General features: G+C 45.6%; 20 protein-coding genes. 12 read left to right on the forward strand and 8 right to left on the reverse strand.

Annotation, left to right across the window (positions count from 1 at the left end; all coding sequences use genetic code 11):
• The first annotated feature begins 5 nt into the window (after positions 1 to 5).
• The 5 genes from ACLHR0_RS08145 to ACLHR0_RS08165 all read left to right on the forward strand — a co-directional run bounded on the left by ACLHR0_RS08145 (position 6) and on the right by ACLHR0_RS08165 (position 7,011).
• Positions 6 to 1,361, forward strand: a complete 1,356-nt coding sequence (locus tag ACLHR0_RS08145; protein ID WP_436485798.1) for a TolC family protein — start codon at positions 6 to 8, stop codon at positions 1,359 to 1,361.
• A 45-nt stretch (positions 1,362 to 1,406) separates the two neighbouring features.
• Positions 1,407 to 2,477: an efflux RND transporter periplasmic adaptor subunit gene (locus ACLHR0_RS08150; RefSeq protein ID WP_370909013.1), complete on the forward strand. Its 1,071-nt coding sequence runs from the start codon at positions 1,407 to 1,409 to the stop codon at positions 2,475 to 2,477.
• A gap of 41 nt (positions 2,478 to 2,518) precedes the next feature.
• Positions 2,519 to 5,701 carry an efflux RND transporter permease subunit gene (locus ACLHR0_RS08155; RefSeq protein WP_370909014.1) on the forward strand — a complete coding sequence of 1,061 codons (3,183 nt, stop codon included), beginning with the start codon at positions 2,519 to 2,521 and terminating at the stop codon, positions 5,699 to 5,701.
• 186 nt (positions 5,702 to 5,887) lie between these two features.
• Positions 5,888 to 6,400: a hypothetical protein gene (locus tag ACLHR0_RS08160; RefSeq protein ID WP_436485801.1), complete on the forward strand. Its 513-nt coding sequence runs from the start codon at positions 5,888 to 5,890 to the stop codon at positions 6,398 to 6,400.
• Complete coding sequence (locus tag ACLHR0_RS08165; protein ID WP_436485803.1) at positions 6,397 to 7,011, forward strand: hypothetical protein; 615 nt, start codon at positions 6,397 to 6,399, stop codon at positions 7,009 to 7,011. Before ACLHR0_RS08160 ends, ACLHR0_RS08165 begins: the two co-directional genes overlap by 4 nt.
• Before the next feature lie 315 nt (positions 7,012 to 7,326).
• Here ACLHR0_RS08165 and ACLHR0_RS08170 read toward each other — a convergent pair whose 3' ends face one another.
• The 7 genes from ACLHR0_RS08170 to ACLHR0_RS08200 form a co-directional block, all read right to left on the reverse strand.
• Positions 7,327 to 8,913 (reverse strand): transferase, encoded by a 1,587-nt coding sequence (locus ACLHR0_RS08170; RefSeq protein WP_436485805.1) that lies wholly within the window; start codon positions 8,911 to 8,913, stop codon positions 7,327 to 7,329.
• Positions 8,914 to 9,035: 122 nt separating this feature from the next.
• Positions 9,036 to 10,451: a nicotinate phosphoribosyltransferase gene (locus ACLHR0_RS08175; RefSeq protein WP_436485807.1), complete on the reverse strand. Its 1,416-nt coding sequence runs from the start codon at positions 10,449 to 10,451 to the stop codon at positions 9,036 to 9,038.
• An 18-nt stretch (positions 10,452 to 10,469) separates the two neighbouring features.
• The gene (locus ACLHR0_RS08180) at positions 10,470 to 11,375 is read right to left on the reverse strand and encodes an NUDIX domain-containing protein (protein ID WP_436485809.1); all 906 of its coding nucleotides are present in this window, start codon (positions 11,373 to 11,375) and stop codon (positions 10,470 to 10,472) included.
• A 207-nt stretch (positions 11,376 to 11,582) separates the two neighbouring features.
• The gene (locus tag ACLHR0_RS08185; protein ID WP_436485811.1) at positions 11,583 to 12,269 is read right to left on the reverse strand and encodes an NUDIX hydrolase; all 687 of its coding nucleotides are present in this window, start codon (positions 12,267 to 12,269) and stop codon (positions 11,583 to 11,585) included.
• Positions 12,270 to 12,281: 12 nt separating this feature from the next.
• Positions 12,282 to 12,692, reverse strand: coding sequence for a hypothetical protein (locus tag ACLHR0_RS08190; RefSeq protein WP_429043435.1), 411 nt, complete (start codon positions 12,690 to 12,692; stop codon positions 12,282 to 12,284).
• 12 nt (positions 12,693 to 12,704) lie between these two features.
• Entirely contained in the window at positions 12,705 to 13,100 is a 396-nt protein-coding gene (locus ACLHR0_RS08195; RefSeq protein WP_370909022.1) for a nuclear transport factor 2 family protein, read from the reverse strand.
• A 106-nt stretch (positions 13,101 to 13,206) separates the two neighbouring features.
• Positions 13,207 to 14,484 (reverse strand): M28 family peptidase, encoded by a 1,278-nt coding sequence (locus ACLHR0_RS08200; protein ID WP_436485814.1) that lies wholly within the window; start codon positions 14,482 to 14,484, stop codon positions 13,207 to 13,209.
• A 202-nt stretch (positions 14,485 to 14,686) separates the two neighbouring features.
• On the opposite strand from ACLHR0_RS08200, the gene gcvT reads away from it, so the two are divergent.
• The 3 genes from gcvT to ACLHR0_RS08215 all read left to right on the forward strand — a co-directional run bounded on the left by gcvT (position 14,687) and on the right by ACLHR0_RS08215 (position 17,079).
• Positions 14,687 to 15,775 carry a glycine cleavage system aminomethyltransferase GcvT gene (gene gcvT / locus ACLHR0_RS08205; protein ID WP_429043443.1) on the forward strand — a complete coding sequence of 363 codons (1,089 nt, stop codon included), beginning with the start codon at positions 14,687 to 14,689 and terminating at the stop codon, positions 15,773 to 15,775.
• A gap of 91 nt (positions 15,776 to 15,866) precedes the next feature.
• Positions 15,867 to 16,340 carry an SRPBCC family protein gene (locus tag ACLHR0_RS08210; RefSeq protein WP_370909025.1) on the forward strand — a complete coding sequence of 158 codons (474 nt, stop codon included), beginning with the start codon at positions 15,867 to 15,869 and terminating at the stop codon, positions 16,338 to 16,340.
• A 16-nt stretch (positions 16,341 to 16,356) separates the two neighbouring features.
• Complete coding sequence (locus ACLHR0_RS08215; protein ID WP_370909026.1) at positions 16,357 to 17,079, forward strand: 2-phosphosulfolactate phosphatase; 723 nt, start codon at positions 16,357 to 16,359, stop codon at positions 17,077 to 17,079.
• Positions 17,080 to 17,270: 191 nt separating this feature from the next.
• Here the strand turns inward: ACLHR0_RS08215 and ACLHR0_RS08220 are convergent, their stop codons facing one another.
• A complete protein-coding gene (locus ACLHR0_RS08220) occupies positions 17,271 to 17,651 on the reverse strand; it encodes a DoxX family protein (protein ID WP_436485817.1) in 381 nt (126 codons plus the stop codon).
• Positions 17,652 to 17,878: 227 nt separating this feature from the next.
• Between ACLHR0_RS08220 and ACLHR0_RS08225 the strand changes: the two genes are divergently transcribed.
• From ACLHR0_RS08225 to ACLHR0_RS08240, 4 genes are all read left to right on the forward strand, one after another.
• On the forward strand, positions 17,879 to 18,673 hold the full coding sequence (locus ACLHR0_RS08225) for an MBL fold metallo-hydrolase (protein WP_436485819.1): 795 nt from the start codon (positions 17,879 to 17,881) through the stop codon (positions 18,671 to 18,673).
• Positions 18,674 to 18,900: 227 nt separating this feature from the next.
• Positions 18,901 to 22,641 carry an SNF2-related protein gene (locus ACLHR0_RS08230; RefSeq protein WP_370909029.1) on the forward strand — a complete coding sequence of 1,247 codons (3,741 nt, stop codon included), beginning with the start codon at positions 18,901 to 18,903 and terminating at the stop codon, positions 22,639 to 22,641.
• 38 nt (positions 22,642 to 22,679) lie between these two features.
• Entirely contained in the window at positions 22,680 to 22,973 is a 294-nt protein-coding gene (locus ACLHR0_RS08235; RefSeq protein ID WP_436485821.1) for a nucleotidyltransferase family protein, read from the forward strand.
• Positions 22,963 to 23,310: a HepT-like ribonuclease domain-containing protein gene (locus tag ACLHR0_RS08240; protein ID WP_436485823.1), complete on the forward strand. Its 348-nt coding sequence runs from the start codon at positions 22,963 to 22,965 to the stop codon at positions 23,308 to 23,310. The genes ACLHR0_RS08235 and ACLHR0_RS08240 overlap by 11 nt, the downstream gene beginning before the upstream one ends.
• Positions 23,311 to 23,455 lie beyond the last annotated feature (145 nt).

Here is a 23,455-nt window from a genome sequence, read left to right on the forward strand (position 1 = left end):
ATTTTATGAAGCGATTAAAGTTAACGCTTGTCCTCCTCATGGGGATAGGGGTATATAACGGCTATGCCCAAACGCAACTGACCTTACAGGAAGCGCTGAGGTTTGCATTGAACAACAATAAACAATTGGCCAAAACCAAAATGGACGAAGAAATGGGTAAATACAAAACCCAGGAAGTCCGCTCCCAGGCCCTGCCACAACTGAATGGTAACGCTTCTTATACAGACAACCTGATGCTGCAGAAATCGCTCATCCCCGGTGCTGTATTTGGCAAACCGGATAGTTCCATACTGGTGGCTTTTGGTGTTAAATACAATGTTACCGTAGGCGCAGAACTCAGCCAGCAAATCTTTAATCAGGCAGTGTTTACCGGTTTGAAAGCTTCCAAGGCAGGAGAAGAATATTATAAGATACAAACGGAACAATCTGTTGAAAATGTGATCTATAATGTATCACAGCTCTACTACCAGCTGCTGGTAACACAGGAAAAGATCATCACCATCAACAGCAACATCGAGAAGCTTACGCAGCTGGTAAGCGCCACCAAATCTCAATTTGATAACGGCCTCGCCAAAAAAATTGACCTGGACCGTATCAAAGTGAACCTCATCAACAATATGACGCAACGTACACAGTTGCTGAATCAATATGCAACGCAAACCAACAACCTGAAAAAGGTAATGGGCATGCCACTGCAGTCAACTTTCCTGTTGCCGCCCGCTTCACTGAAAGACATTGAAAACAAAGCCGCCGGTGTGTTACAGTATGATGATATGAATCTTGCCAACAGAACGGAATACAAATTATTGAAGAAACAGGAAGAACTGCAGTTATTCCAGAAGAAAGCTTACCAGGCAGAAAATTATCCCTCGCTGTCGTTGTTCGGAAGATACTCTTACAACGGGATGAGTCAGCAATGGGCTTTTTCGAAAGACCCTACCAACTCAACCAGCTGGTTTGGTGCAGCAGCCATCGGCGTATCACTGAAGGTACCCATCTTCGATGGCTTTGGCCGCCGCTCCAAAGTGAGTCAGGCTAACGTAACCCTGCGTCAGCTGGGCAAGCAACTGGAAGACACAGAGCTGACCCTCAACACCGACTACGAAAACGCCAAGCTGATGGTGCGTAGCAACTTATCTACCATCACCACGCAAAAGGAGAACGTGGACCTCGCCAATGAAGTGTATTATTCTACTCAGAATAACTACAAACTTGGCCTGGCAGGCCTGACGGATCTGCTGAACGCAGAAACTTCGCTGGCAGATGCACAAAACAGTTATAACGAAGCCCTGCTGCAATACAAACTGGCAGAGCTGGAGATAATAAAAAGCAAAGGAAGTTTGAAAGACCTCCTGAACTAAACGTATAAACGAAAACAACGATAGAACACACAAACTATTTTGCAGATGAAAAAGTTTATAATCTGGGGCTTGGTGGCAGTAGGTGCAGTAGTACTGATCATGTGGAAACTCAGCGCTAACAAAAAAGCGAACGAGGCTAAAACAGAATTCGTAAAACAAAGCAATATCGGCGACATCCCGGTGCTGGTACAGAAAGTATCCCGCAATGATTTTTCCCAGGGATTCCTGGCCAATGGTAACTTTCAGCCAGTACGCGAACTGACGTACCTCGCCGAAACCGCCGGCCGTATTACCAAACTGCTCGTAGATGAAGGCAGCGTGGTAAGACAGGGACAACCCATTGCTTACATTGATGGTCAGCTTTTAAATACCGACCTCGAATCTGCAAAAGCTAACCTCAACCAGCTGAAAGTAGATAAAGAAAGATACGAGAGCGCGTTCCAGACCGGAGGCGTTACGCAGAAACAAATGGATGATGCACGCCTGCAATACGACATTGCGAAAACGCGCTATGAGGCTGCCAGCCGTCGCGTAAGCGATACTTATGTGAAAGCGCCTATCTCCGGAATTATTAATAAAAAATATATTGAACAGGGTGCTTACCTCTCTGTAGGCAATAAAATGTTCGACATCGTGGATGTATCCAGGCTGAAACTGTCAGTATCTGTACCGGAAGGACAAGTGGTAACACTCAAAACCGGCCAAAAAGTACAGGTTACTTCCAACGTATTCCCTGAAACCCAGTATGAAGGCACTATTACCTTTATTGCTGCAAAAGGCGATAACTCCCTCAACTACCCGGTGGAGATGGAGGTCCGCAATATTGATGGAAAAGACCTGAAAGCAGGTATGTATGGTACTGCACATTTCGTAGATCCGAATGCGGCCAAAACAATTTTCATTGCCCGCACCGCATTTGTGGGTGGCGTAAACAGCAATACCATTTATGTAATGGACGGTAATGTGGCAAAGAAACGCAAAGTAGTGGCTGGCCGCATTGTTGGCGACCAGGTGGAAATACGGGAAGGGCTGAACGAAGGCGACACCGTGATTACCAGCGGTCAGATTAACCTGACTGAAGGCGCTGTTGTAGTGGCTCAGAACGGCAAAAAGTAAGCGAGGAAAATGTATCTGGTGTTTGACCAAATTTTTGCAACATGAAGATTACTGAAGTATCAATTAAGCGACCTACGATCGTGGTGGTGGTGTTCACCATCCTCACCCTGCTGGGCGTGATGAGTTATAAATCGCTGAACTACGAGCTGTTGCCAAAGTTCAGCTCCCCTATCGTAACCATTTCTACGGTATATCCCGGCGCCTCTCCCAATGAGGTGGAAAGTACGATTACCAAGAAGATTGAAGATGCGGTAGCATCTATGGAAAAGATCAAAAAGATCATTTCCAAATCTTCTGAAAGTCTTTCTGTTATTACCGTTGAACTGAACAACGATGCGGATGTGGATATTGCCCTGCAGGATGCACAACGCAAGGTAAACGCTATCCTGGCAGATCTGCCGGGTGATGCCAAGCCGCCGTCGCTCAACAAATTCTCCCTGGATGACCTTCCGATCATGACGCTGTCTGCCACCGCTAAAATGGATGACAAACAGTTTTACGACCTGGTAGATAAGAAGCTGCAGCCATTATTATCCCGGTTACCGGGTGTAGCCCAGGTATCACTGATTGGTGGCCAGGAGCGCGAAATACAGGTAAACGTAGATCCAAAAAAATTGCAGGCTTTCAACTTATCTATCCTGCAATTACGTCAGCTGATCACCAACGCTAACCTTGACTTTCCAACCGGTAAGGTGAAAACTGCCAATGAGCAGATCCTGATCCGTTTGGCCGGTAAATATAAAAACGTAGACCAGCTGCGTAACCTGGTGTTGAAAACAACTGAGGATGGCACACAGGTGCGGCTGACAGACGTTGCCGATGTACAGGATGCCCAGAAAGATGCGGATCGTATTGCCCGCGTAGATGGTGTTAGTGCGATTGCCCTGCAGGTGCAGAAACAAACGGATGCCAACGCGGTAACCGTAAGTGAAGAAATGAAGAAGGCCATCAGCAAAATTGAAAAAGATTATGCTGCGAACGACCTGAAAATGCTGGTAGCAAACGATTCCTCCGACTTTACACTGGAATCTGCCGACTCGGTAATACATGACCTTATCCTCGCGGTAGTGCTGGTGGCTGTTGTGATGCTGTTGTTCCTGCACAGTATCCGAAGTGCGTTGTTTGTAATGATTTCCATTCCGGCTTCCCTCATTGCTACGTTCATCGGTATGAAATTGATGGGCTTCTCGCTCAACCTCATGTCATTATTGGGCTTGTCGCTGGTAGTAGGTATTCTCGTGGATGATGCGATTGTGGTGCTGGAAAATATTTACCGGCATATGGAAATGGGTAAGAATCGTGTTCGTGCGGCATTTGATGGTGTGAAAGAGATAGGCTTCACCGTTACCTCCATTACGCTGGTAATTGTGGTGGTGTTCCTGCCCATCTCTTTAACTAATGAGCTGGTATCAAAGATCCTGCGTGAGTTTTGCGTGGTGGTAATGATTTCCACGATGCTTAGCTTGTTGTCGTCGTTTATGATTGTGCCGCTATTATCATCCCGCTTTGGTAAGCTGGAACATATTACCGGTAAAAACATTTTTGAGAAATTCATTCTCTGGTTTGAAGCACAGCTGCAGAAGTTCACCAACTGGATGACCAGTATCCTGAAATGGGCGCTGGGTCATAAAAGGATCACCATAGCCGTGGCAGTTGGTTTATTGGTAGCTTCTTTCATGCTGGTAGGTAAAGGCTACATCGGTGGAGAGTTTATTCCCAAGGGCGACCGCGGACAGTTCATCGTAATGCTGGAAATGCCAAAGGATGCATCTGTAGAACAAACTAACCTGGCCACACGTACTGCAGAAAAATATCTTAATAAAAAACAGGAAGTTACCCGTTTGATCACAACAGTAGGTCAAACCAGTGAAGATGGTTTTGGTAACGCGCAGTCAACTGCTTATAAAGCGGAAATCACCGTAATGCTGGTGGGTCCGGAACACCGTTTGGATGCTTCCGATATCTATGCCGCCAAGATCAAAAAAGAACTGAAAAGTATCTTACCTGGTGTAAAGGTAAAAACCACGGATGTAAGTATCCTCGGCACCGCAGAGCGGGCGCCGGTAGAGCTGGTGGTGATGGGTACGGAGCTGGACAGCGTAATGAACTACGCTAAAAGAGCCATGGATACGCTCAAAACTATCAGTGGCGCTACAGAAGTAAAACTGTCGGTAGAAGATGGTAACCCGGAAATTAATGTGCAGGTAGACAGGGATAAGATGGCCGCACTGGGCCTCACACTGGATGCCGTGGGTGGTACTATGCAAACCGCTTTCAGCGGTACAGCCGATGACTCTAAAGTAAAGTTCCGTCAGGGGGATTATGAGTACGATATCAACATCCGTTTTGATGATTTCAACCGTAAGAACCTGGAAGATGTATCCAATATACAGTTCATCAACGATAAGGGGCAACTGATCAAGCTGTCGCAGTTTGCTGTGATAACAGAAGGCTCAGGACCCAGTCACCTGGAAAGAAGGGATAAAAACACTTCTGTATCAGTGCAGGCGCAGGTAATGGGGCGTCCGTCAGGTACGGTTACCCAGGAATTTTCCGACAAGCTGGCAAAAATGGACAAGCCCGCCGGGATCAACTACATTTTTGGCGGTGATGCAGAAAACCAGGGCGACTCCTTTGGTACCATGGGCGCGGCATTGCTGATCTCCATTGTGCTGGTGTACCTGATCATGGTGGCGTTGTACGACAACTACATTTATCCTTTCGTGGTATTGTTCTCTATTCCGCTGGCGATCATCGGTGCATTACTGGCACTGGCACTCACCAACAATACGCTGAACATCTTTACCATCATGGGCATCATTATGTTGATCGGGTTGGTGGCGAAGAATGCGATCATCCTGGTGGATTTTACGAACCAGATGAAAGAGCAGGGCCAAAGTACTTACCAGGCGCTGATTCATGCCAACCACGCACGCTTGCGTCCTATCCTGATGACTACCATCGCGATGGTGATCGGTATGTTGCCTATTGCATTGGCAACAGGTGGTGTGGGGTCCATTAAAAATGGATTGGCCTGGGCTATCATCGGTGGTTTGATGAGCTCCATGTTCCTTACCCTGATTGTGGTGCCGGTGGTATACATGATCGTAGATATGGGTATGGCGAAGCTGGGAATGGGCAGGTTGTCCAGCAAACGTTATATCAGGCAACGTATGGTGGCCTCTTATGAAGAAGTGCCTTTAAATGAAATTCATTCGAATTAAAGATATGTTACTAACAGTGTAACAGTTGTAGGTTTAGGTAATAGCCGGAGTAATCATACTCTGGCTTTCTTTTTTTCTTGAGAAGTACGAAACCTGCCATTTGGTGTATTATTATTTTCACGCGACCTCAATTTTGTTCTTTGTTCGCGATTTGCGAACAAAGAACAAAAGCCGTATCTTTAAGATATGAGAGGTCATAATGGAATGCGTCCCCAGGACGTAGTAATCTTATTGAAAATATTAACAATGCGGGATAATTGGCAGTACAGGGATCTGTCAAATACCTTGTCTATTAGTATTTCAGAAATATCGGAGTCTTTAAACCGCAGTTGTATCGCCGGTTTAATAGACGAGCCGAGGAGGAAAGTATTTCGTATCTCATTAATGGAGTTTATTCAATATGGACTGCATTATGTTTTTCCGCAGATACCTGGTCAGGTTGTTACAGGAACTCCTACTGCTCACTCACATCCGTTTTATAAAAATCATTTTGCCAGTGAATCCAATTATGTCTGGCCGGATGATCAAGGCTCAATGAGAGGGATGTTAATTGAACCATTACATAAGGGAGTAGTGAAAGCTGTAAAAGAAGATGCCCTGTTGTATAAAGCTTTGGCAAGTATCGACATAATCCGTGTGGGTAAATCCAGGGAAAAAAAGCTGGCTATAGAAGAGCTCGGGAAAATCATATTAATATGAGTCATAGAGAAAACATCACCAGGATAAAAGCAGTTTATAACGCTTTGGAAGAATTAAAACGGGAAGTTGTATTTGTGGGAGGCGCGACCGTCTCTTTATATGCTGATAGAAAAGGAGAGGAAGTAAGGCCGACAAATGATGTTGATATTTTGATTGAGTTGTTGAATTATAAAGGGTATCAACAATTGGAAGATAAACTTAGAGAAAAGGGATTTTCGAATGACCAGGAGTCGAAGATAATATGCCGTTATAAGGTACTCGGTATCGTTGTAGATGTGATGCCTACTTCAGATGAAATTCTTGGGTTCTCCAATAAGTGGTATAAGCAGGGATTTGCCACTGCAATGGATTATCAATTGGAGCCTGAAGGGAATGTAAACTATATCATCAGGATATTTAAGCCTGAATACTTCATTGCTACCAAGCTGGAGGCTTTTAAAAACCGAGGGAAAGCTGATGGAAGAACAAGTTCTGACTTTGAGGATATTGTTTATGTTTTTAACAATCGGACCACAATTTGGCAGGAATTAAACAATGCAGATAAAGATGTGAGAGATTATCTCCATAAATCTTTTACAGAATTAATAAATAATGTTTATCTGGATGAATGATAGATGCAAATATGGATTTTTCGGAAAAAGGACGAACTAAATTTATTATCGATAATATCAGGCAATTTGCATCATTATAGTAATTGTGGAATTCTTTGATTTTAACAATAAATTCTTTCCTTTTCACAACCCCGTTTATCTCTCCACAGTTTATATTTGCAGCAAATACATTTATTCCTGACAGTTCTCCCAAAAAACGATCAACAGACAGAAAACATGCTGGTGGCGGATAACCAGCCGAAAATAATTCCACTGAAAGACTATGGATTATGAGATGTACCGGAAAGTGATTTACAGCCACTTCCCGGTGACAGATTATTTTCTTGCTAAAAGCAGCATATGCGAAACAGGAAAAGGGATAGGTAAGGGTACACTATTTTTGCACGGGCGCATCAATTGTACCTTACCTTCCAGCCTGTTATTCACAATCCACTCGTTACGCCAGGTAGCAGACAAATTATCCAGCCGCAGGCCGGCTTCTTCCAGGGCGGCTTTCCAGTCTTCATAATTCCAAAAACAAAACGTTTCATGCATTTCACTGAGCCAGTTGTCGTGGTAATCCTTTTTGAACAGGAATTCACACGCATTTTGCATGGACAACTGTGCATAAGTTTGTCCTGCTATGGTTACCCATTCATAGGGTAATTGAAAGCCTTCCTGGCGGCGGAAGTCCTTCGAGAACTGCTTGAACAGCGCTTTGGTCGACAGCTTTCCCAGCCAGGCGGCCAGTTCATGTGTATCGGCATGTTCGGGTAATTCGATATCATTTTCCCCATCGGTTTCATTGAGCCAGAGCAAAATGGTTTCGTCTTTGTTTTCCGGTCCTACTACATCCCGGTTTATCCAGACGCCGCCGGGAACCAGTTCATTATAACGGTTACGTATAAACGCGATCAGGTCTTCCCGGCTGCCGTATGATTCTATTTCATGGGTGAGCGAAGAAGTATGAATGGTATTCATGCTGCCGGCTTCAAATACGAGGCTGGTCACTGCATTTTTTTGCGAGAAGAACACGGATGGGTTGGCGAATTCGCCGTTATGTTTTCTTTGAAGACAGATATCATACAAATGACGGGATACCTCTATACCGTAGAAATCGCATTCATGCAGGCGATCATCTTCGCAGGCCATTTTTATCCACGAACCAACGGCGCAGCCGATATCGCCGATGTTGCCCGGCTGAATATAGGGAGCTGTTTCCCGGTATTTCTGGGCGGCGATGTCGTCCATTTGTTTCACGTATACGTTATAGTCACGCGTAGCAGTAAGATCGCCGTCTGCGCCAATGATAGGATCTTTCAGGATATGTTGCACCTTGTCCCCTACATTGTAGAGCGACCAGATTTTGAAAGAAGCCGGGTGCATCTGGTCGAGGATGGTTTTGTTTTTTCGCCAGTCGCCGGCCTGCGCTACCAGCTTTACAATATCCCAGGGCATGGGTTGCGTGAACTGGTTGCTTTCCGGGTCCCACTCTGCCGGCAGTATGGTGAAGCCATGTTTGATGTACATCTCCTTTACTGCGGTGGAGCAAATAACGAGGGTATTGGCCGGGGTGAGGGAATGGATCCCTTCACTGGAATGCCGTATAGTCTTTACCGTATATTCTGTAAAATCATTGATCACGCCTACATCGTCGATACCGTATACGTATACCGGCACATCCAGGGAGTTGGAAAATTCCTGGATGATCATAGCGCGGAGGTAGAATGGCACCGGGTTCCGTTTGGTGCCTAAATGATTGGCGGAGGTAACTGCGAAGATCACGCCTTCTATTTCCTGTGCGACTAACGGTTGGCCATACACGTCTTTTTCGCCTTCCAGTTTACATTTGATCAGGCGGTTCAGGTATTTGAACTGAAAATCTGTTAGCAGGTGATGCCGGCCGGGGATGAGTAAATACATGCCATGAAGTTAAGGGAATGCGATGATTTTTTGTATACGTATTATGCAAAAATAACAGAGGGTGTATCGTAGATCTGATACACCCTCCTGAGGAAAACACGGTTGGAAGAAATAAGAATACGTTATAATGTTGCAGTTTTTCTGACTTCATCAAAGGTGTAGCTGAGTGTTACTTCACCATTTTCAAATACCGTATGTAACAGGTCGGCAGATGCAGGCGCCTCTTCTTCAGACACTGTTTTGAAAGTATTGTTGTCTTTTATGAGTCTGAGTTTCCCGGCTTTTGATTTTTTGAAAGAAGTGCGTAACTGGCCGCTGGCGTCTAGTTCCACGGGCATCTTCTGAACATTGATGGCTTTTCCGTTTACCACAGCGTAAGCGCATTTGAGGGCAAACTCCTGGGTGTCGCGGTTTACACGTTGCAGTAAGGCGCCTCCCATGCCCAACACCAGGTTTTCTGCGCTGATGCCGGCCTGCTTCAAGGCTTCCAGTATGCCGGGGATAGATGAATAGCTGATGCCATCGCCCTGGATTACCCTTACCTGCGGAGGCAGTACTTTAAATCCTTTTTCATTGGTGCTATAGCCGAATTTATCCATCAGTATGGTGAAGATACGGAGCAGGGTTTGTACCGGATCGCCGCTATCAGGGCGAATTACCAGCGTGCCTTCTCTTTTGAGGATCTGTTCTTTTAAAGCAGTGCCCCAGTATTCTTCACAGGCCCTGAAAATGTTGTAGGAATCAGATACACAGGCGATAGTGCCGGTAGGATAACTATCCAATATATGTTTGAATATTTCCAGTTCTCCTTCTTCTCCAAGAAGTGTAACAACGGAGTGTTCGGTAGCCGGGATAGATAAACCGGGTGCGGCAGGGGCATCGTAATATTTCTTCGCAAATACGGAGCCGGGGATGGTGTCGCTGCCCGCAAAGCTTACCAGGTGGGCACTCCCGCCGATACCAGCGCTTTCAACAGAGCTGGCGCCACGGAATCCAAAGTCGTTCAGCACAAAGTCGATACCGCCGAAGGCAGCTGTACTGGCTGTTTCTTCATAATATTTCTTTACTACTTTTTTTATTTCCCTGGATACGGATGCCACGGTGCAGGGGTACCACACCTGCATCAGCAGTGTTTCAAGGAAGTTGGTGAGCCAGAAGCATTCCGGGTCGGTGTTTTCTATGGTCATCAGCACATTTCGTACAGGCACTACCGTGCCTTCTGCCACTGCTTTGATACGAACGGGGAGTTTACCGCCGTATTTATCGATGATGTATTCAAAGCGGCTGCGGTCAAATACATCTTTCCGGCCAAACACTTCTGTGAGGATGGTTTCGGCCTCGTCCAGTTTTTCTTTGGTGAATACCACCCCGCTCAGGTATTCTTTCAGAAAGTATTGTAAGCCATAGAAAACAGTTTCTTCAAATTTGCCGCCGCGGCTTTCCAGATAAGAGTAAATGAATTGTGTACCGGGAATGTACAGTTTATGGTGGGAATATTTATAAGCATCGGCCAGGAGGATGAGATTTTCCTTTGTCATGTCTCAAAAGTTTTAGTCTTAGTCAATATATTTTTCGGTCAGTTTTGCCAGCAGGGGAATATGTGTATCATTGATCTCTCCTCTGGCAATTAAACCAGGTATATCCGTTACCGTTATCCAGCGGATTTCCTGTAAGTCATCGCCGGCGGTGGGTTCGCCATATATAAGGTCTGTGCTGAACAGCGTGGTGATGATTTTGTTTACTTCGCTGCGGTAGCGCCAGTCATTTACCCTGAGGGAAGCTACATATTGCATGGGACCGGTTTCCACCGCGCCGCATTCTTCCTGTAACTCCCTGGCGGCGGCCATTTCGAAGTTGTCGTCTGTTGGGTCGGAAAAACCTCCCGGGAGACGCCATACGTTTTCGTTTGGCTTGCGGCCCAGCAACAGTTCTTTCTTATCGTTCCTGAACAATGCAATATCTACAGTAGCATATACAGAAGGAAAGAGATTGTAAGTATTGTAGATGATACCGGCGCGGAATTCTTCCGTATCAAACACCTTGTCAGATATCGCTTCCCGCATGGCGGTGGCGTTATAATCCTGTACCGGAGGCAGGGCTTCTGTTTTATATTTGCCGGAGTAGGTATCCATAAAGCTGTTGCGGCTGCCGTACAGCAAAAAGCTTTCGTGCGGGAAGTTGTTGCTGAGCAGTTCATCCAGTTTCTGTGACCATACATCATCGCTTTTCTGATCACTCAGGGGCAGTACAATGATTTCCGGAAATTGCTGCTTGATCATCCGTTCACGGGTATAGTAATCCAGTGGGTTTTTGCGGCTGCCTCTCACCGGGCTAACGCCGAGTATGATGAGTACGCGGTTGTGCTTTTGTTTCACCTGGCGGATGAGTTCCAGGTGCCCTTCATGGAGGGAAGGCGTTTGGAACCGGGCGATAATAACTCCTGTGGGCTTTGTGTTTTGCATATCCGAGCTATTTTGTGTAATTGTTACACAAATATAGAAACCGTTTCTGTATTTCCAAAATATTTCTTGTAAAAAATACACAAAATAGGAAATGCGGTTGCTACAGGATATTAATATAGGGATTATTGCAGGGAAAATGGCATGTGGAAGAATTGCCGGCATGCCGTGGCTGTTCAATCTTTAACCGGCCTGTATGATGCGACGGGTCTATATTTCAAACGTCATTCCTTCTTTCTTCAGCTTAAAATACCTGGCTTCGTCAAAGCTGAACAGCTTTGCGGGCCTGCCCTGCGATACCTGTTTCTGTTTTTCGTTATGGGCAATCAATATCCCGAGATGATTAATCTTCTTCTGGAAATTGCGGCGGTCGATAGGCCGGTCCAGCAGGGTTTCGTAAAGTTTTTCCAGGTCGGCGATAGGGAATTTATTATCCAGCAGTTCAAAGCCGATAGGCTCGTAACGGATCTTGTTGCGGAGGCGTTGTACGGCAATATTAATAATGGCGGCGTGATCAAAAGCCAGTGTGGGCAGGTCTTTGATATTGAACCATTTGGCGTCTTCTGCATCGGAACTGGCGGCCAGTTTGAAATTGGTGGGATTTACCAGACCGAAGTAAGCAATGGATACTACCCTTCCGCGCGGGTCGCGGCCGGGTAAACCAAAAGTATACAGCTGTTCGAGGTAGTTGATATTTACGCCGGCTTCTGTCAGCAGTTCACGGGTAACGGCCGCTTCCAGCGCTTCATCGTCCAGCACAAAGCCGCCGGGCAGCGCCCAGCTGTGCAGGTATGGCTCAATGGTACGCTTGATTAGCAGCACCACGATGCCTTCTTTGGGAATATATCCAAATACCACTGCATCTACAGTTAGTCTGATGTTTTGTATGATCGGCAAACTCTTATCTGATTATTTTGCTTGAATGTAATGTTCCAGTTGGGCAGTGCCTTTGTGTAAATTTACGAACAAAGGATTTTTCTGTGGATCAAAAACGATGATGGTGCTTTGTTCCCAGATATCCTGCGGGGTGGGCAGCTCAATGATCACTTCCTGGCCGTTTTCGCGGTGGAAAAGCAAACTGTCTTTTCCCGCCATATGTCTTTTATACTGGTGCTGATCCAGGTAATCAGTCAGCTCTTTTCTCAATTGCAGTACAGAATCGGTCAGCGGGTTGGAGGCCGGCTTGAACTCGCGGTACACGTAGCACTTTTCGGTGATAACGTCGTAGGCCGATCTGTCGGTGGTGCGTTCATCGTTACGGGTATGGTTACACGCAAACAGCAACAAAGCAACTCCCAGTAGTGATAATATTTTTTTCATGATCTCATAGCTTTAATGTTCGTAACAATCATAGTTGCGTTGCCGGTAAATTTTCCCGTCGCGGAATTCTATGATAGTGCAAATGAATGCTTTCATTATTTGTCCCCGGCGGAAATGCCCGGCATCCACGCCTATTTCCCCTGTCCATTTGGCTTCTACCACCAGGGTATTTCCTGATTCCACTACTTTCAGCACGCTGAAGTGCTGCGATTTCAAAATTATTTTATTGGTGACCATGCTTTCCAGCATGATCTCAAAGTTCCGTTGTTTAATTTCATTCGAGAGCTGGTTTGGATATTCAGTCTGAATAATATTTGGATGAAAGATCCTGGCAAATTCAACGGGATCTGCTGAAAAGCTCTCCAGCAGCTGGAAATACCGGTATATAAGCGCCAGTTTCTCGTCCATTTATAGGGATAAATTGAAATTTTACGAATGACGTATTTATGCGAAAATATACATTTCGCACTTATATGTAACCTGCAAATTTTGAAGCGATCTTAATTCGGGCACCTCACTGGATGCTGCTGAAGGCGAGTTTATCCCTGTTATTTGTTTTGTCGATGATGTTGTACACCAGCTTCAGCACATGCAGGGTGCCATCGTAGTTCACTTTATCTGCGGAAGTATTTTTGCAGAAATAGAGTACCGGTATATTTTTTTTGTAGAAAGATGCATGATCGGAGTTGCTGATACCACTGGAATCATATACCAGTGGCAGCTCTTTGCCGGCAGCTTCCTGAACAATGGCCGACCATCCGGGCGATGTGCCGGTACCACCGATCTGTAATGCCGTACCCGGGTTCAGGGTGCCGATACCATCCATATTAATCATGTAGTTCACCTGCGAAAGATCTACGGTACTGTGGGACGCAAAGTAGGAAGAGCCGGAAAGTCCCTGTTCTTTCCCTGAAAAGGCGATAATAATATAATTGTTGTTATGAAGACGGGAGCCTTTCAGTAAGCGGGCTATTTCCAGCATGGCGGCGGTGCCGCTGGCATTGTCTTCCGTTTTGTCGGTGGTTTCCCAGCCGCGGTAATCGTAATGCGCGCCAATCACGATGGTTCTGGGAGCTTTATTGTTGATATAGCCGATTACGTTGGTGCCATTACGTTTTATAGTTTTGAAGGCTACCTGCATGTGAATAGGAAATCCATCCGCGTCGTCAGCGCTCAGTTTTTTGCTGACGTCGGCATTAAGCCATACGGCCGGGATGCCGGCGGCTTTGGGACGTTCGGCCAGCCATTTCATTACTTCGGGAGCCGTTTCTTTGCCATTGTAAAATACCACACCGGTGGCGCCGGATTTTTCGGCAGTCTGTGTTTGCTGTAAATACTGGTCTGACATGCTTTTCCGGCCGTCGGTATCCAGTTCGGCTGCATTGATCAGCCAGATATTATCGGGTTCGTTCACCCCCGGAATAGCTTCTCCTTTGGCCGATTTGCCGGCACTGAAAGGCAGTGGCACAAATTGTTTACCTGCTTCCAGTTTGTTTCCGCCAATGGTCATCTGACAGTCTGCCGACGGTTCACGGGTTTCTTTTACTGTAAATGCCTGTAAAAAACCATCCTCGCCCATAGGCGTCAATCCTATTTTCTGCATTTGCGCAGAGATATAGGCGGCTGCCAGCTGTTCGCCAGGAGCACCGGTACTGCGGCCTTCCAGCTTATCGCTGCTCAGGTAACTGATGTGTGTTTGCAGGTTACCAATTGTTTTGCGGTCTTCCTTTTTCTGGGCATGAACGTGTATGGTTACAACTATCAATGGTAACAGCCAGGTCTTCTTTTTCACAGCGAATCTGTTTTGGGTGTTGCAGCAAAATTACGAATTACAGACGGCCCAAAGCACATCGGCAGTTAATTCTTTTGACTATATCATTGTATTTTAAGTATTTATAATGTATGCCTTTCGTCTTAAAACAGTCATACCCCGTTTTATGTTGGCCGTTCATAATTTCCAAATCGCTATTTTTGCCCCGTTTTAAAAACAAAGTATGAAAAACACGCCTTTTACAGAGAAACACATTGCGCTGGGCGCCAAAATGGCTGCCTTTGCGGGTTACAACATGCCTATTTCCTACACTGGTATTAACGACGAGCATCAGGCGGTACGTACCAACGCCGGTGTGTTTGATGTAAGCCACATGGGCGAATTTATTTTAAAGGGTGAAAATGCGCTGGACCTGATTCAGCGTGTTACCAGCAATGACGCTTCCAAGCTCACTGCCGGGAAAGCGCAGTACAGCTGCCTGCCAAACAACGAAGGCGGTATCGTAGATGACCTGCTCGTTTATTGTATCGAAGAAAATAAAGTATACATGCTGGTGGTAAACGCCAGTAATATTGAAAAAGACTGGAACTGGATTTCCCGGTTCAACACCAAAGGAGTGGAAATGCACAACATTTCCGATAAAACCTGCCTGCTCGCCATCCAGGGCCCCAATGCTACCAGCATCCTCCAGCCGCTTACAGAAACCGACCTGGTGAACATGAAGTACTACACCTTTACCAAAGGAACCTTTGCAGGCGTACCAAATGTAGTGATCAGCGCTACCGGGTACACCGGCGCAGGCGGCATCGAAATTTATTTTGAAGATACCGACGGAGCAGCCGATAAGATTTGGGATGCCATCTTCGCAGAAGGCACTCCTAAAGGTCTGAAGCCTATCGGTTTGGGCGCACGTGACACACTTCGCCTGGAAATGGGATTCTGCCTCTACGGAAATGATATCGACGATACCACTTCTCCAATGGAAGCAGGTTTGGGTTGGATTACCAAATTCACCAAACCATTTACCTCCAGCGAGTTATTCGCAAAACAAAAGGCAGAAGGCGTTACCAAAAAACTGGTAGGCTTTGAAATGGTAGATAAAGGCATTCCCCGCCACGACTACGAAATCAGGGATGCTGCAGGTAATGTAATTGGCCGCGTAACTTCGGGCACCCAATCGCCCTCTATGCAGAAGGCTATCGGTCTCGGTTATGTGAAAACGGCTTTTGCAGCACAGGATACAGAAATTTTTATTGCAGTAAGAGACAAGGCCCTGAAAGCAAAAGTGGTAAAAGTGCCTTTCCTGAGCTAGGAATATGTATGAATAGCCGGTTAAAGTTGTTAATTTCGGTGCCTGGAAAGTTTTCGGTGCACCGGAATTTTTATATTTTATTACCATATCTATGCCTACTATTCATTTAACTACCGTTATCTATGCTCCCCTGGAGCGGGTCTACGACCTGAGCAGGAGCATTACGCTGCACAAGCGAAGTATGTCGCACCGGCAGGAAGATGCGATAAAAGGCCGCACCAACGGCCTGATATCTTATAATGAAACAGTGACCTGGAGAGCAAAGCACCTGGGAAAAATGAGGGAACTGACCACTAAAATCACTGCCATGCGTCAAAACGAGTTTTTTACCGATGAGATGACTGCCGGCGACTTTACCCATATGAATCATGAACATTACTTTAAACCAATAGAGAATGCCACGGTGATGATTGATATTATGGACTTTGGCGCCCCTTATGGTTGGTTCGGAAAAGTATTTGAGCGGCTCTACCTGCAAAAATATATGACCAGGCTCCTGCAGGAAAGAAATAATACCATTAAGGATTATGCAGAGAGCGAAAAGTGGCGGGTAATCCTTGATTAAAGCAAAACATAACTGAATGACAGATAGCAACAAACCCAGCCTGGAAGTATGTTTATCTCCGGCATTATTACATTTGTTTGATGTAAAAAACAGCATCGTAGTTATCATAGATGTACTGCGCGCTACCTCCACCATCTGCACCGCCCTGTACAACGGTGCTTCCCGGGTAATACCGGTTGCCAGCGTGGAGGAATGTGTGAACATCGGCCGCGCGATCAGCGGTATCACCGCCGGTGAAAGAGATGGCAGGATAGCAGAAGGACTGGCATACGGCAATTCTCCCTTTGAATATCCACGCGAGTTCGTGGAAAATAAAACACTGGTACTCACCACCACCAACGGTACTAAGCTGCTCCACATGGCTAAAGATGCCATACAAATCATTACCGGTTCCTTCCCCAACATCAGCGCTGTTTGCGATTACCTGGTGGCACAAAACCAGAATGTCATCCTCGGTTGCGCTGCCTGGAAAGACCGTGTGAACATGGAGGATACCTTGTTTGCCGGCGCCGTGGTAAGCCGCATTAAAGAGCACTTTGACGTAAACTGCGACTCCGCCATTGCTGCGGAAACACTTTACCACTCCGCTAAACACGATATCTATACCTTCATGAAACAGGCCTCCCACTACAAACGCCTCGCGCAGTACGGCCTGGAAAAAGATATTCACTACTGTCTTACTGCAGACGGCGCCAACGTGTTGCCACTGTTCAGAGACGGGGAACTCATTGCAGGGTGAGCGCGGATTTTGTCTTTCTCAGGATTACGCTGATTATACTGATTTTTTGGATTTTATCCTTTGGATTTTTAAAATGATTAAGGGAGACATAAGCGGATATTTCCGCTTATGTCTCCCTTAATCATTAAAATCAAATATGGTCAAATCTTAGTAATCAGTATAATCAGCGTAATCCTGAGAAAGACAAAATCCTACTCCTTTGGGGCGATACCTTTGTTCAGTGCAAAAAATATGGTTACCAGTAACATCGTCAGCGGATAGGAAATTTCGGCAAAGGGCGCGCCGCTGGTAATTTTAAACAGCGTTGCCACTACCATGGTAAGTAGTAAGGCAATTGCCGCCGGCCGTACAAAGAAGCCGGTGATCAGTGCAATGCCTCCCAGGAATTCAGCCATGGTAGCCAGAAAACCCCAAACCGCCGGCCAGAAAGTAATACCCATTATTTTCAAGGTGCCGCCAAGAAATTCCCAGGTACCGGCGCCGCCGGCAATTTTCATAATACCAAAAATTGTGAATAGTACGCCAATGCCTATACGAAGAATAAGAAATGCCAGTTTGTTGTTGTTTGTCATAGAAAAGAGTTTAAAAATGTGATGCAAAAATAAGATGATGAACCAGGGAAGTCGATGGATAAAATGTGTTTTGTATTGGACTTTTTTTACCGGCCTTGTTTCATTGGCTGGTCAGCCAGGTGGACTAAATTTTGGAGCATCCATGAAATAAAAACAAATGGTTCTGTTATGCCGGCTTGTTCGCTTTGACCAAAAAATCCTATATTCTGTTTCCTAAAGAGGATGATATGACACACTATATCTGCAGCACCTGCGGGGTGCAATATGATGCCACAGAAAAGGCGCCGGCATGCTGTCCTATTTGTGAAGATGAGCGGCAGTATGTAAACCCCGGCGGACAAGCATGGACGACCCTGGAACAGGTGCGGCAAACCCACCGGAATATTATAGAAATGGTGGCGTCCGATCTTTATGCTATTTACACAACGCCGGATTTTGCCATCGGGCAGCGGGCGCATTTATTGATTACCCCATCCGGGAATATCCTCTGGGATTGCATAGCTAACCTCGACGCCTCTACGATTAATATTATTGAAAAACTGGGTGGCATCAAGGCTATTGCCCTCTCCCATCCGCATTATTTCTCCACCATCGTGGAATGGAGCCATGCTTTTGGCAACATTCCCGTTTATGTACACCAACTGGATGCCCAATGGCTACAGCGCCACGACGATGTGATTAAATTATGGGCAGGCAATGAATTGCCGCTGTGGGACGGCATCCGGTTGGTATTATGCGGTGGTCATTTTGCCGGCGGCAATGTGTTGTATTCCCCGGCCGGAAAGGGATGTTTGCTTGTGGGCGATGTGGTGCAGGTATCTTCCGACAGGAAAACTGTATCGGTGATGTACAGTTATCCGAATAATATTCCTTTATCTGCCACCGAAATTAATACCCTGCATGCCGCCATAAAACCGTTAAACTATGATGCGATGTATGGCGCTTTTGGAAAATATATTAAAACCGGCGCCAGGGAGGCTGTCGACTTTTCACTGGAAAGATATCTGAAACGTATACGGTAAACGATTGATAAACAAGCTTCTATATTTAAAAAAAATTATGTTGAAAAATACGCGTTACACCGCCATAGTAAACGGAGAGCGGTTAACGGGTTCTTAATGAGTGACCCGCGGGTTATTAGAAATTTTCTGCTTACTTTTGTGGATTGCCTTTTTATCAGCTGTTAAGTTTTTTTGATATATCTAGTAACCCTTTTGCTGATAATAAAAAGCGGGCAACAACGTATAGTATGTCGCTACCCCATTTGCTAAAATATGTTTACAACAACGGCACTGATGAAGTGATCCGCAGGGGGAAGCGTATTTTTTCGGCCGGGGGCGTTGAGCTCATCGAGGCAGACCCGGTGCTGAAAACAGCTACCTTCCGCGTTAAGAGCGACACACATGCCAATTATTACCGTGTTTCCATCAATAAGTATGGAGAAACTACCGGTATGTCCATCCGGTGCCAATGCCCTTACAACCTGGGCGACATCTGCCGGCACGAGGCGGCAGCACTGTTCCAGCTCCAGGAAATGCTGGACAAAAATCATTTCGAGAGCTTCGACACACAGTTTGATCAGCAGCATACGCTGATTAAAATGAAGTCTATCGATATCAAATCCATTAAACTGCTTACCTCCGGTACTATACTGGCAGAAGCAGAGGAAATTGCCAAGAAACATCCCGCCAAAATAAGCCTGGCGAAAGATGAAAAGGTAGAAGCCCTGCTGAAAGTCAATGGAGAAGAGTTCCCGCTGATCATTCAACGGAATGAAGAACGGTTTTTTGATACGCATTGCACCTGCGATGAAACAGAACATGCACTGTGTGTACATAAAACAGCCCTCTTCCTGCAACTCCTGCAGAAAAACGGTCCGTTTTATTTCGATACCCTCCGCAACTGGGACAAGGAAAAGAACAAGCTGCTATCCTTATACGGCTATTCTCTTACCGACGACCTGGACGGAAAGTTTGCCTTCTCCTATATGGACGGCAAACCGTTTTTACGTGTACTGGACCCCACCATCAAACGGGTAGATGGCGCCGCCGCAGGCAGCAGGCAACCGGTTACGGCTCCCCCGCCACCGGAAGAAACCATTACCATTACACAACGGCTGGCAGCGGTTTTCAACGCCAACGAAACATTATACCCTTATTTCAAAATAGACCTGGTAAGCGGCGAAATTAACGAAGAGCAAACTGCCTTCGTATCACTGGCCAGCAAACTGGATCTTACCAAATACGTCGACTTCTACCAGTTCAAGGAAAAAGACCGGGAACTGATAGCGCCTATACGAAAATTACAGGGCAGCGAAGTCAGCAAATTTCTCAGCAAAAATTCTCCGTTTGCCGGTATCTGGGAAAATATAACGCACGAAAATGCAGAAGAACTTCCCACGGAAACAAAAGAACTGATGCTGGAATACCTGCATCCTAAACTCGCCAAACTGTTCCCACAGCTGGCAGAGCATGGATTGGTATTTGAACTGCCCAACCGGCAGGCGTTTAAAACAAAGAACCTGCAACAACTGCAGATAGGCGCGGACAGGCTCAAACTGGTCATTAAAACCAACACCGGCGATACGCATGTAGACATCAACTGCTACGTGACCATCGAAGGAGAACTGGTGAATGTGTCTGAAAACGAATGGGAAAGCCCGTTGCTGTTCCTGCACAAACAGATGATCTATTTGTTTGAAAGCCCGCAGGATGCCCTGCACGTGGAGCTCTTCCGTCAAAACGGTCAGCTGCGCATCGCTAACAAAGACTGGCCCGCTTACCTGAAAGACTACCTGCTGCCATTGAGCCGTCAGTACGATATCCAGTTCGATAAAGGACTGCTGGCAGAACTGAAAGATGTAATGCCCGAGCCACGGGTATTCCTGAAAGAATTGGGCGAAACTTTTATCATACAACCCGGATTTGCTTACCGCGGCCAGGAAGTGGAGTGGAACGATGAGAGCAAGATCACGGTGCAGGAAGGAAATAAAGTACTCATCATCCACCGGAATAAAGAAGCCGAAGAAACTTTTGTAAATAAACTCCGCACCTTACATACCAACTTCGCGCAACACGATAACCACAATTATTTTTACCTGCGTGCTAAAGAAGCGCTGAAAAATAACTGGTTCTTCCTGTTCTTCGATGCACTGAAAGAAATGAATGTGCGAGTGTTCGGATTCGATAACCTGCGCAACTTTAAGTTCAGTTCGCATAAGCCGGTTACCAATTTACAGATCAGCTCCGGCATCGACTGGTTTGATGCACAGATTGAAGTATTGTATGGTGATCAGAAAGTAAGTATCAAGGATATTAAAAATGCGCTGGCCAACAAACAGAACTATGTACAGCTGGCAGATGGCTCCCTGGGCCTGTTGCCGGAAGAATGGCTGCGCAAATATTCCCTGCTCTTCAAAGTTGGGGAAGAAAAAGATAAAGGACTCAAACTCAGCAAATATAATTTCAGTGTCATCGATGAACTCTATGAATTTATTGATGATGAAGCAGTAGTATTGGAACTTGAACAAAAGCGCCGGAAACTGCTGCAGTTTGATGAAATCCGCAATATTGCCCTGCCGGAAAACCTGCAGGCCACCCTGCGCCCCTACCAGGAAAGCGGTTTCCAGTGGCTGAACTATCTCGATGATATCAAATGGGGTGGTATCCTCGCGGATGACATGGGGTTGGGTAAAACCATCCAGGCGCTTACCTTCCTGCAGTATTACAAGAACAAGCACGGCGGTAAAACAATGGCGCTGATTGTTTGTCCTACTACACTGATCTATAACTGGGAAAATGAAATCAGGAAATTCACACCTGATATCAGGCATCATATTCACCACGGGCCGGCACGATTGAAATCGTCTGAAGAGCTGAGTAAATTTGATGCCATCATTACCACTTACGGTACGCTTCGCAGCGATATTCAACTGCTGATGAAACTGGAGTTTGACTATGTCATCCTCGATGAATCACAGGCCATTAAAAATCCGCAGTCGAAAGTAACCAAAGCTGCACAGCTGCTCCAGACAAAGAACAGGCTGGCGCTGAGCGGTACTCCGATGCAGAATAATACCTTCGATATTTATGCCCAGATGAACTTCCTGAACCCGGGAATGCTCGGCAGCGTGGACTTTTTCCGTAACGAATTTGCTACGCCGATCGATAAATTCCAGGATGAAGAAAGAAAAGAACATCTGCGTAAGCTGATCTATCCGTTTATCCTTCGCCGTACAAAAGAACAGGTAGCGAAAGATCTCCCGGAAAAAATAGAAACTGTAATTTTCTGCGAAATGGATGCGGAACAACGGCATATTTATGATGCCTACAGGAATACCTATCGCTCCAAGATCCTCGGTGTTATTGAAGATCAGGGTATGGAACGCTCTCAGCTCACCATCCTGCAGGGCCTGATGAAGCTGCGGCAAATCTGCGATTCACCGGCTATCCTGAATGATACGGAACAGTATCCGAACCATTCTGTGAAGCTGCATGAACTCACCCGCGAAATTTCTGAAAACATCGGCAACCACAAAGTGCTGATCTTCTCGCAATTCCTGGGCATGCTCGGATTGATCCGCGACCGGATGCAGCATCTCAAAATACCTTATGAATATTTTGATGGCAGCACTTCCACCGTTGATCGTGAAAAGGCTATTCAGAACTTCCAGAACAACGACGAGTGCCGCGTGTTCCTTATTTCACTGAAAGCCGGTGGTGTGGGTCTGAACCTTACTGCTGCCGACTATGTGTATATTGTAGATCCGTGGTGGAACCCGGCAGTAGAGCAACAAGCCATTGACCGTACCCACCGTATCGGGCAAACGAAGAATATCTTCGCTTACCGCATGATCTGTAAAGACACCGTGGAAGAAAAGATATTGCAGCTGCAGGAACGTAAGAAATCATTGGTGAAGGAAATTATTTCCGACGACAGTGGTTTTGTGAAGAAGCTGACGAAAGAAGATGTATTGTACCTGTTCAGTTAGATATTGGCAGCCTAAGGATTATGTACTAAATTAGATCCATGAGACTCTCAAAAGAAGATATCAGAATTATTCGGCAATACTTTACAGATAAACCTGTAAAGAAAGCTTTTATTTTTGGATCTCAGGCAAGAGGAGAAGCTAATGAATATAGTGATGTCGATATATTGGTAGAGCTGGATTATTCCAAATATATAGGATTAGGCTTTGTTAAGATGCAGCAGGATCTTGAGGATCAATTGCATAAAAAAGTTGATTTAATTTCTGAAAAAGCGCTGTCGAAATTTATCATTCCTTTTATAGAATCAGATAAAAAGTTGATTTATGAAAGGTAAGATGGGCGATAAGCTACGGTTACAACATATTGCAGAAGCAATAAAAGAAATCGAATCTTATACCGCCGGGAAAACACTTTCCGATTTTTTTGAAAATTCTATGATGAGATTTGCTTCAGTAAAGCAAATTGAGATTATAGGAGAAGCCGCAAATTTGCTGACCCAGGAATTACGTGATCTTTATGCAGATGTTGCATGGAGGCAAATTATCGGACTTAGACATATCCTGGTACATGAATACTTCGGAATAGACGCAGAAGTAATTTGGCAAATAGTAGAAAGTGATATTCCTGTTTTGAAAGATAGAATAGAACATATTTTAAATAATCTGGAATAGAAAGTATTAATGAAGTTATAAGAGAGATATTTTCCTTTCAAGGAAGATATCTCTCTTTTTTATTGAAGTTGATTCCCTGAAACTCTTTCATTTTTGCATACACCCTGCCATTTCTGCATGGTTTGGCCAATGAACATCTTCTCCC

This window comes from Chitinophaga sp. ARDCPP14 (genome assembly GCF_051362515.1).
In the GTDB taxonomy this organism is placed as follows: Bacteria; Bacteroidota; Bacteroidia; order Chitinophagales; family Chitinophagaceae; genus Chitinophaga.

Excerpts from the sequence above, each read along its gene's own strand:
- ACLHR0_RS08145 (WP_436485798.1), top strand. The coding sequence starts at position 6 with ATGAAGCGATTAAAGTTAACGCTTGTCCTCCTCATGGGGATAGGGGTA.
- ACLHR0_RS08150 (WP_370909013.1), top strand. The coding sequence starts at position 1,407 with ATGAAAAAGTTTATAATCTGGGGCTTGGTGGCAGTAGGTGCAGTAGTA.
- ACLHR0_RS08155 (WP_370909014.1), top strand. The coding sequence starts at position 2,519 with ATGAAGATTACTGAAGTATCAATTAAGCGACCTACGATCGTGGTGGTG.
- ACLHR0_RS08160 (WP_436485801.1), top strand. The coding sequence starts at position 5,888 with ATGAGAGGTCATAATGGAATGCGTCCCCAGGACGTAGTAATCTTATTG.
- ACLHR0_RS08165 (WP_436485803.1), top strand. The coding sequence starts at position 6,397 with ATGAGTCATAGAGAAAACATCACCAGGATAAAAGCAGTTTATAACGCT.
- ACLHR0_RS08170 (WP_436485805.1), bottom strand. The coding sequence starts at position 8,913 with ATGTATTTACTCATCCCCGGCCGGCATCACCTGCTAACAGATTTTCAG.
- ACLHR0_RS08175 (WP_436485807.1), bottom strand. The coding sequence starts at position 10,451 with ATGACAAAGGAAAATCTCATCCTCCTGGCCGATGCTTATAAATATTCC.
- ACLHR0_RS08180 (WP_436485809.1), bottom strand. The coding sequence starts at position 11,375 with ATGCAAAACACAAAGCCCACAGGAGTTATTATCGCCCGGTTCCAAACG.
- ACLHR0_RS08190 (WP_429043435.1), bottom strand. The coding sequence starts at position 12,692 with ATGAAAAAAATATTATCACTACTGGGAGTTGCTTTGTTGCTGTTTGCG.
- ACLHR0_RS08195 (WP_370909022.1), bottom strand. The coding sequence starts at position 13,100 with ATGGACGAGAAACTGGCGCTTATATACCGGTATTTCCAGCTGCTGGAG.
- gcvT (WP_429043443.1), top strand. The coding sequence starts at position 14,687 with ATGAAAAACACGCCTTTTACAGAGAAACACATTGCGCTGGGCGCCAAA.
- ACLHR0_RS08210 (WP_370909025.1), top strand. The coding sequence starts at position 15,867 with ATGCCTACTATTCATTTAACTACCGTTATCTATGCTCCCCTGGAGCGG.
- ACLHR0_RS08215 (WP_370909026.1), top strand. The coding sequence starts at position 16,357 with ATGACAGATAGCAACAAACCCAGCCTGGAAGTATGTTTATCTCCGGCA.
- ACLHR0_RS08220 (WP_436485817.1), bottom strand. The coding sequence starts at position 17,651 with ATGACAAACAACAACAAACTGGCATTTCTTATTCTTCGTATAGGCATT.
- ACLHR0_RS08225 (WP_436485819.1), top strand. The coding sequence starts at position 17,879 with ATGACACACTATATCTGCAGCACCTGCGGGGTGCAATATGATGCCACA.
- ACLHR0_RS08230 (WP_370909029.1), top strand. The coding sequence starts at position 18,901 with ATGTCGCTACCCCATTTGCTAAAATATGTTTACAACAACGGCACTGAT.
- ACLHR0_RS08235 (WP_436485821.1), top strand. The coding sequence starts at position 22,680 with ATGAGACTCTCAAAAGAAGATATCAGAATTATTCGGCAATACTTTACA.
- ACLHR0_RS08240 (WP_436485823.1), top strand. The coding sequence starts at position 22,963 with ATGAAAGGTAAGATGGGCGATAAGCTACGGTTACAACATATTGCAGAA.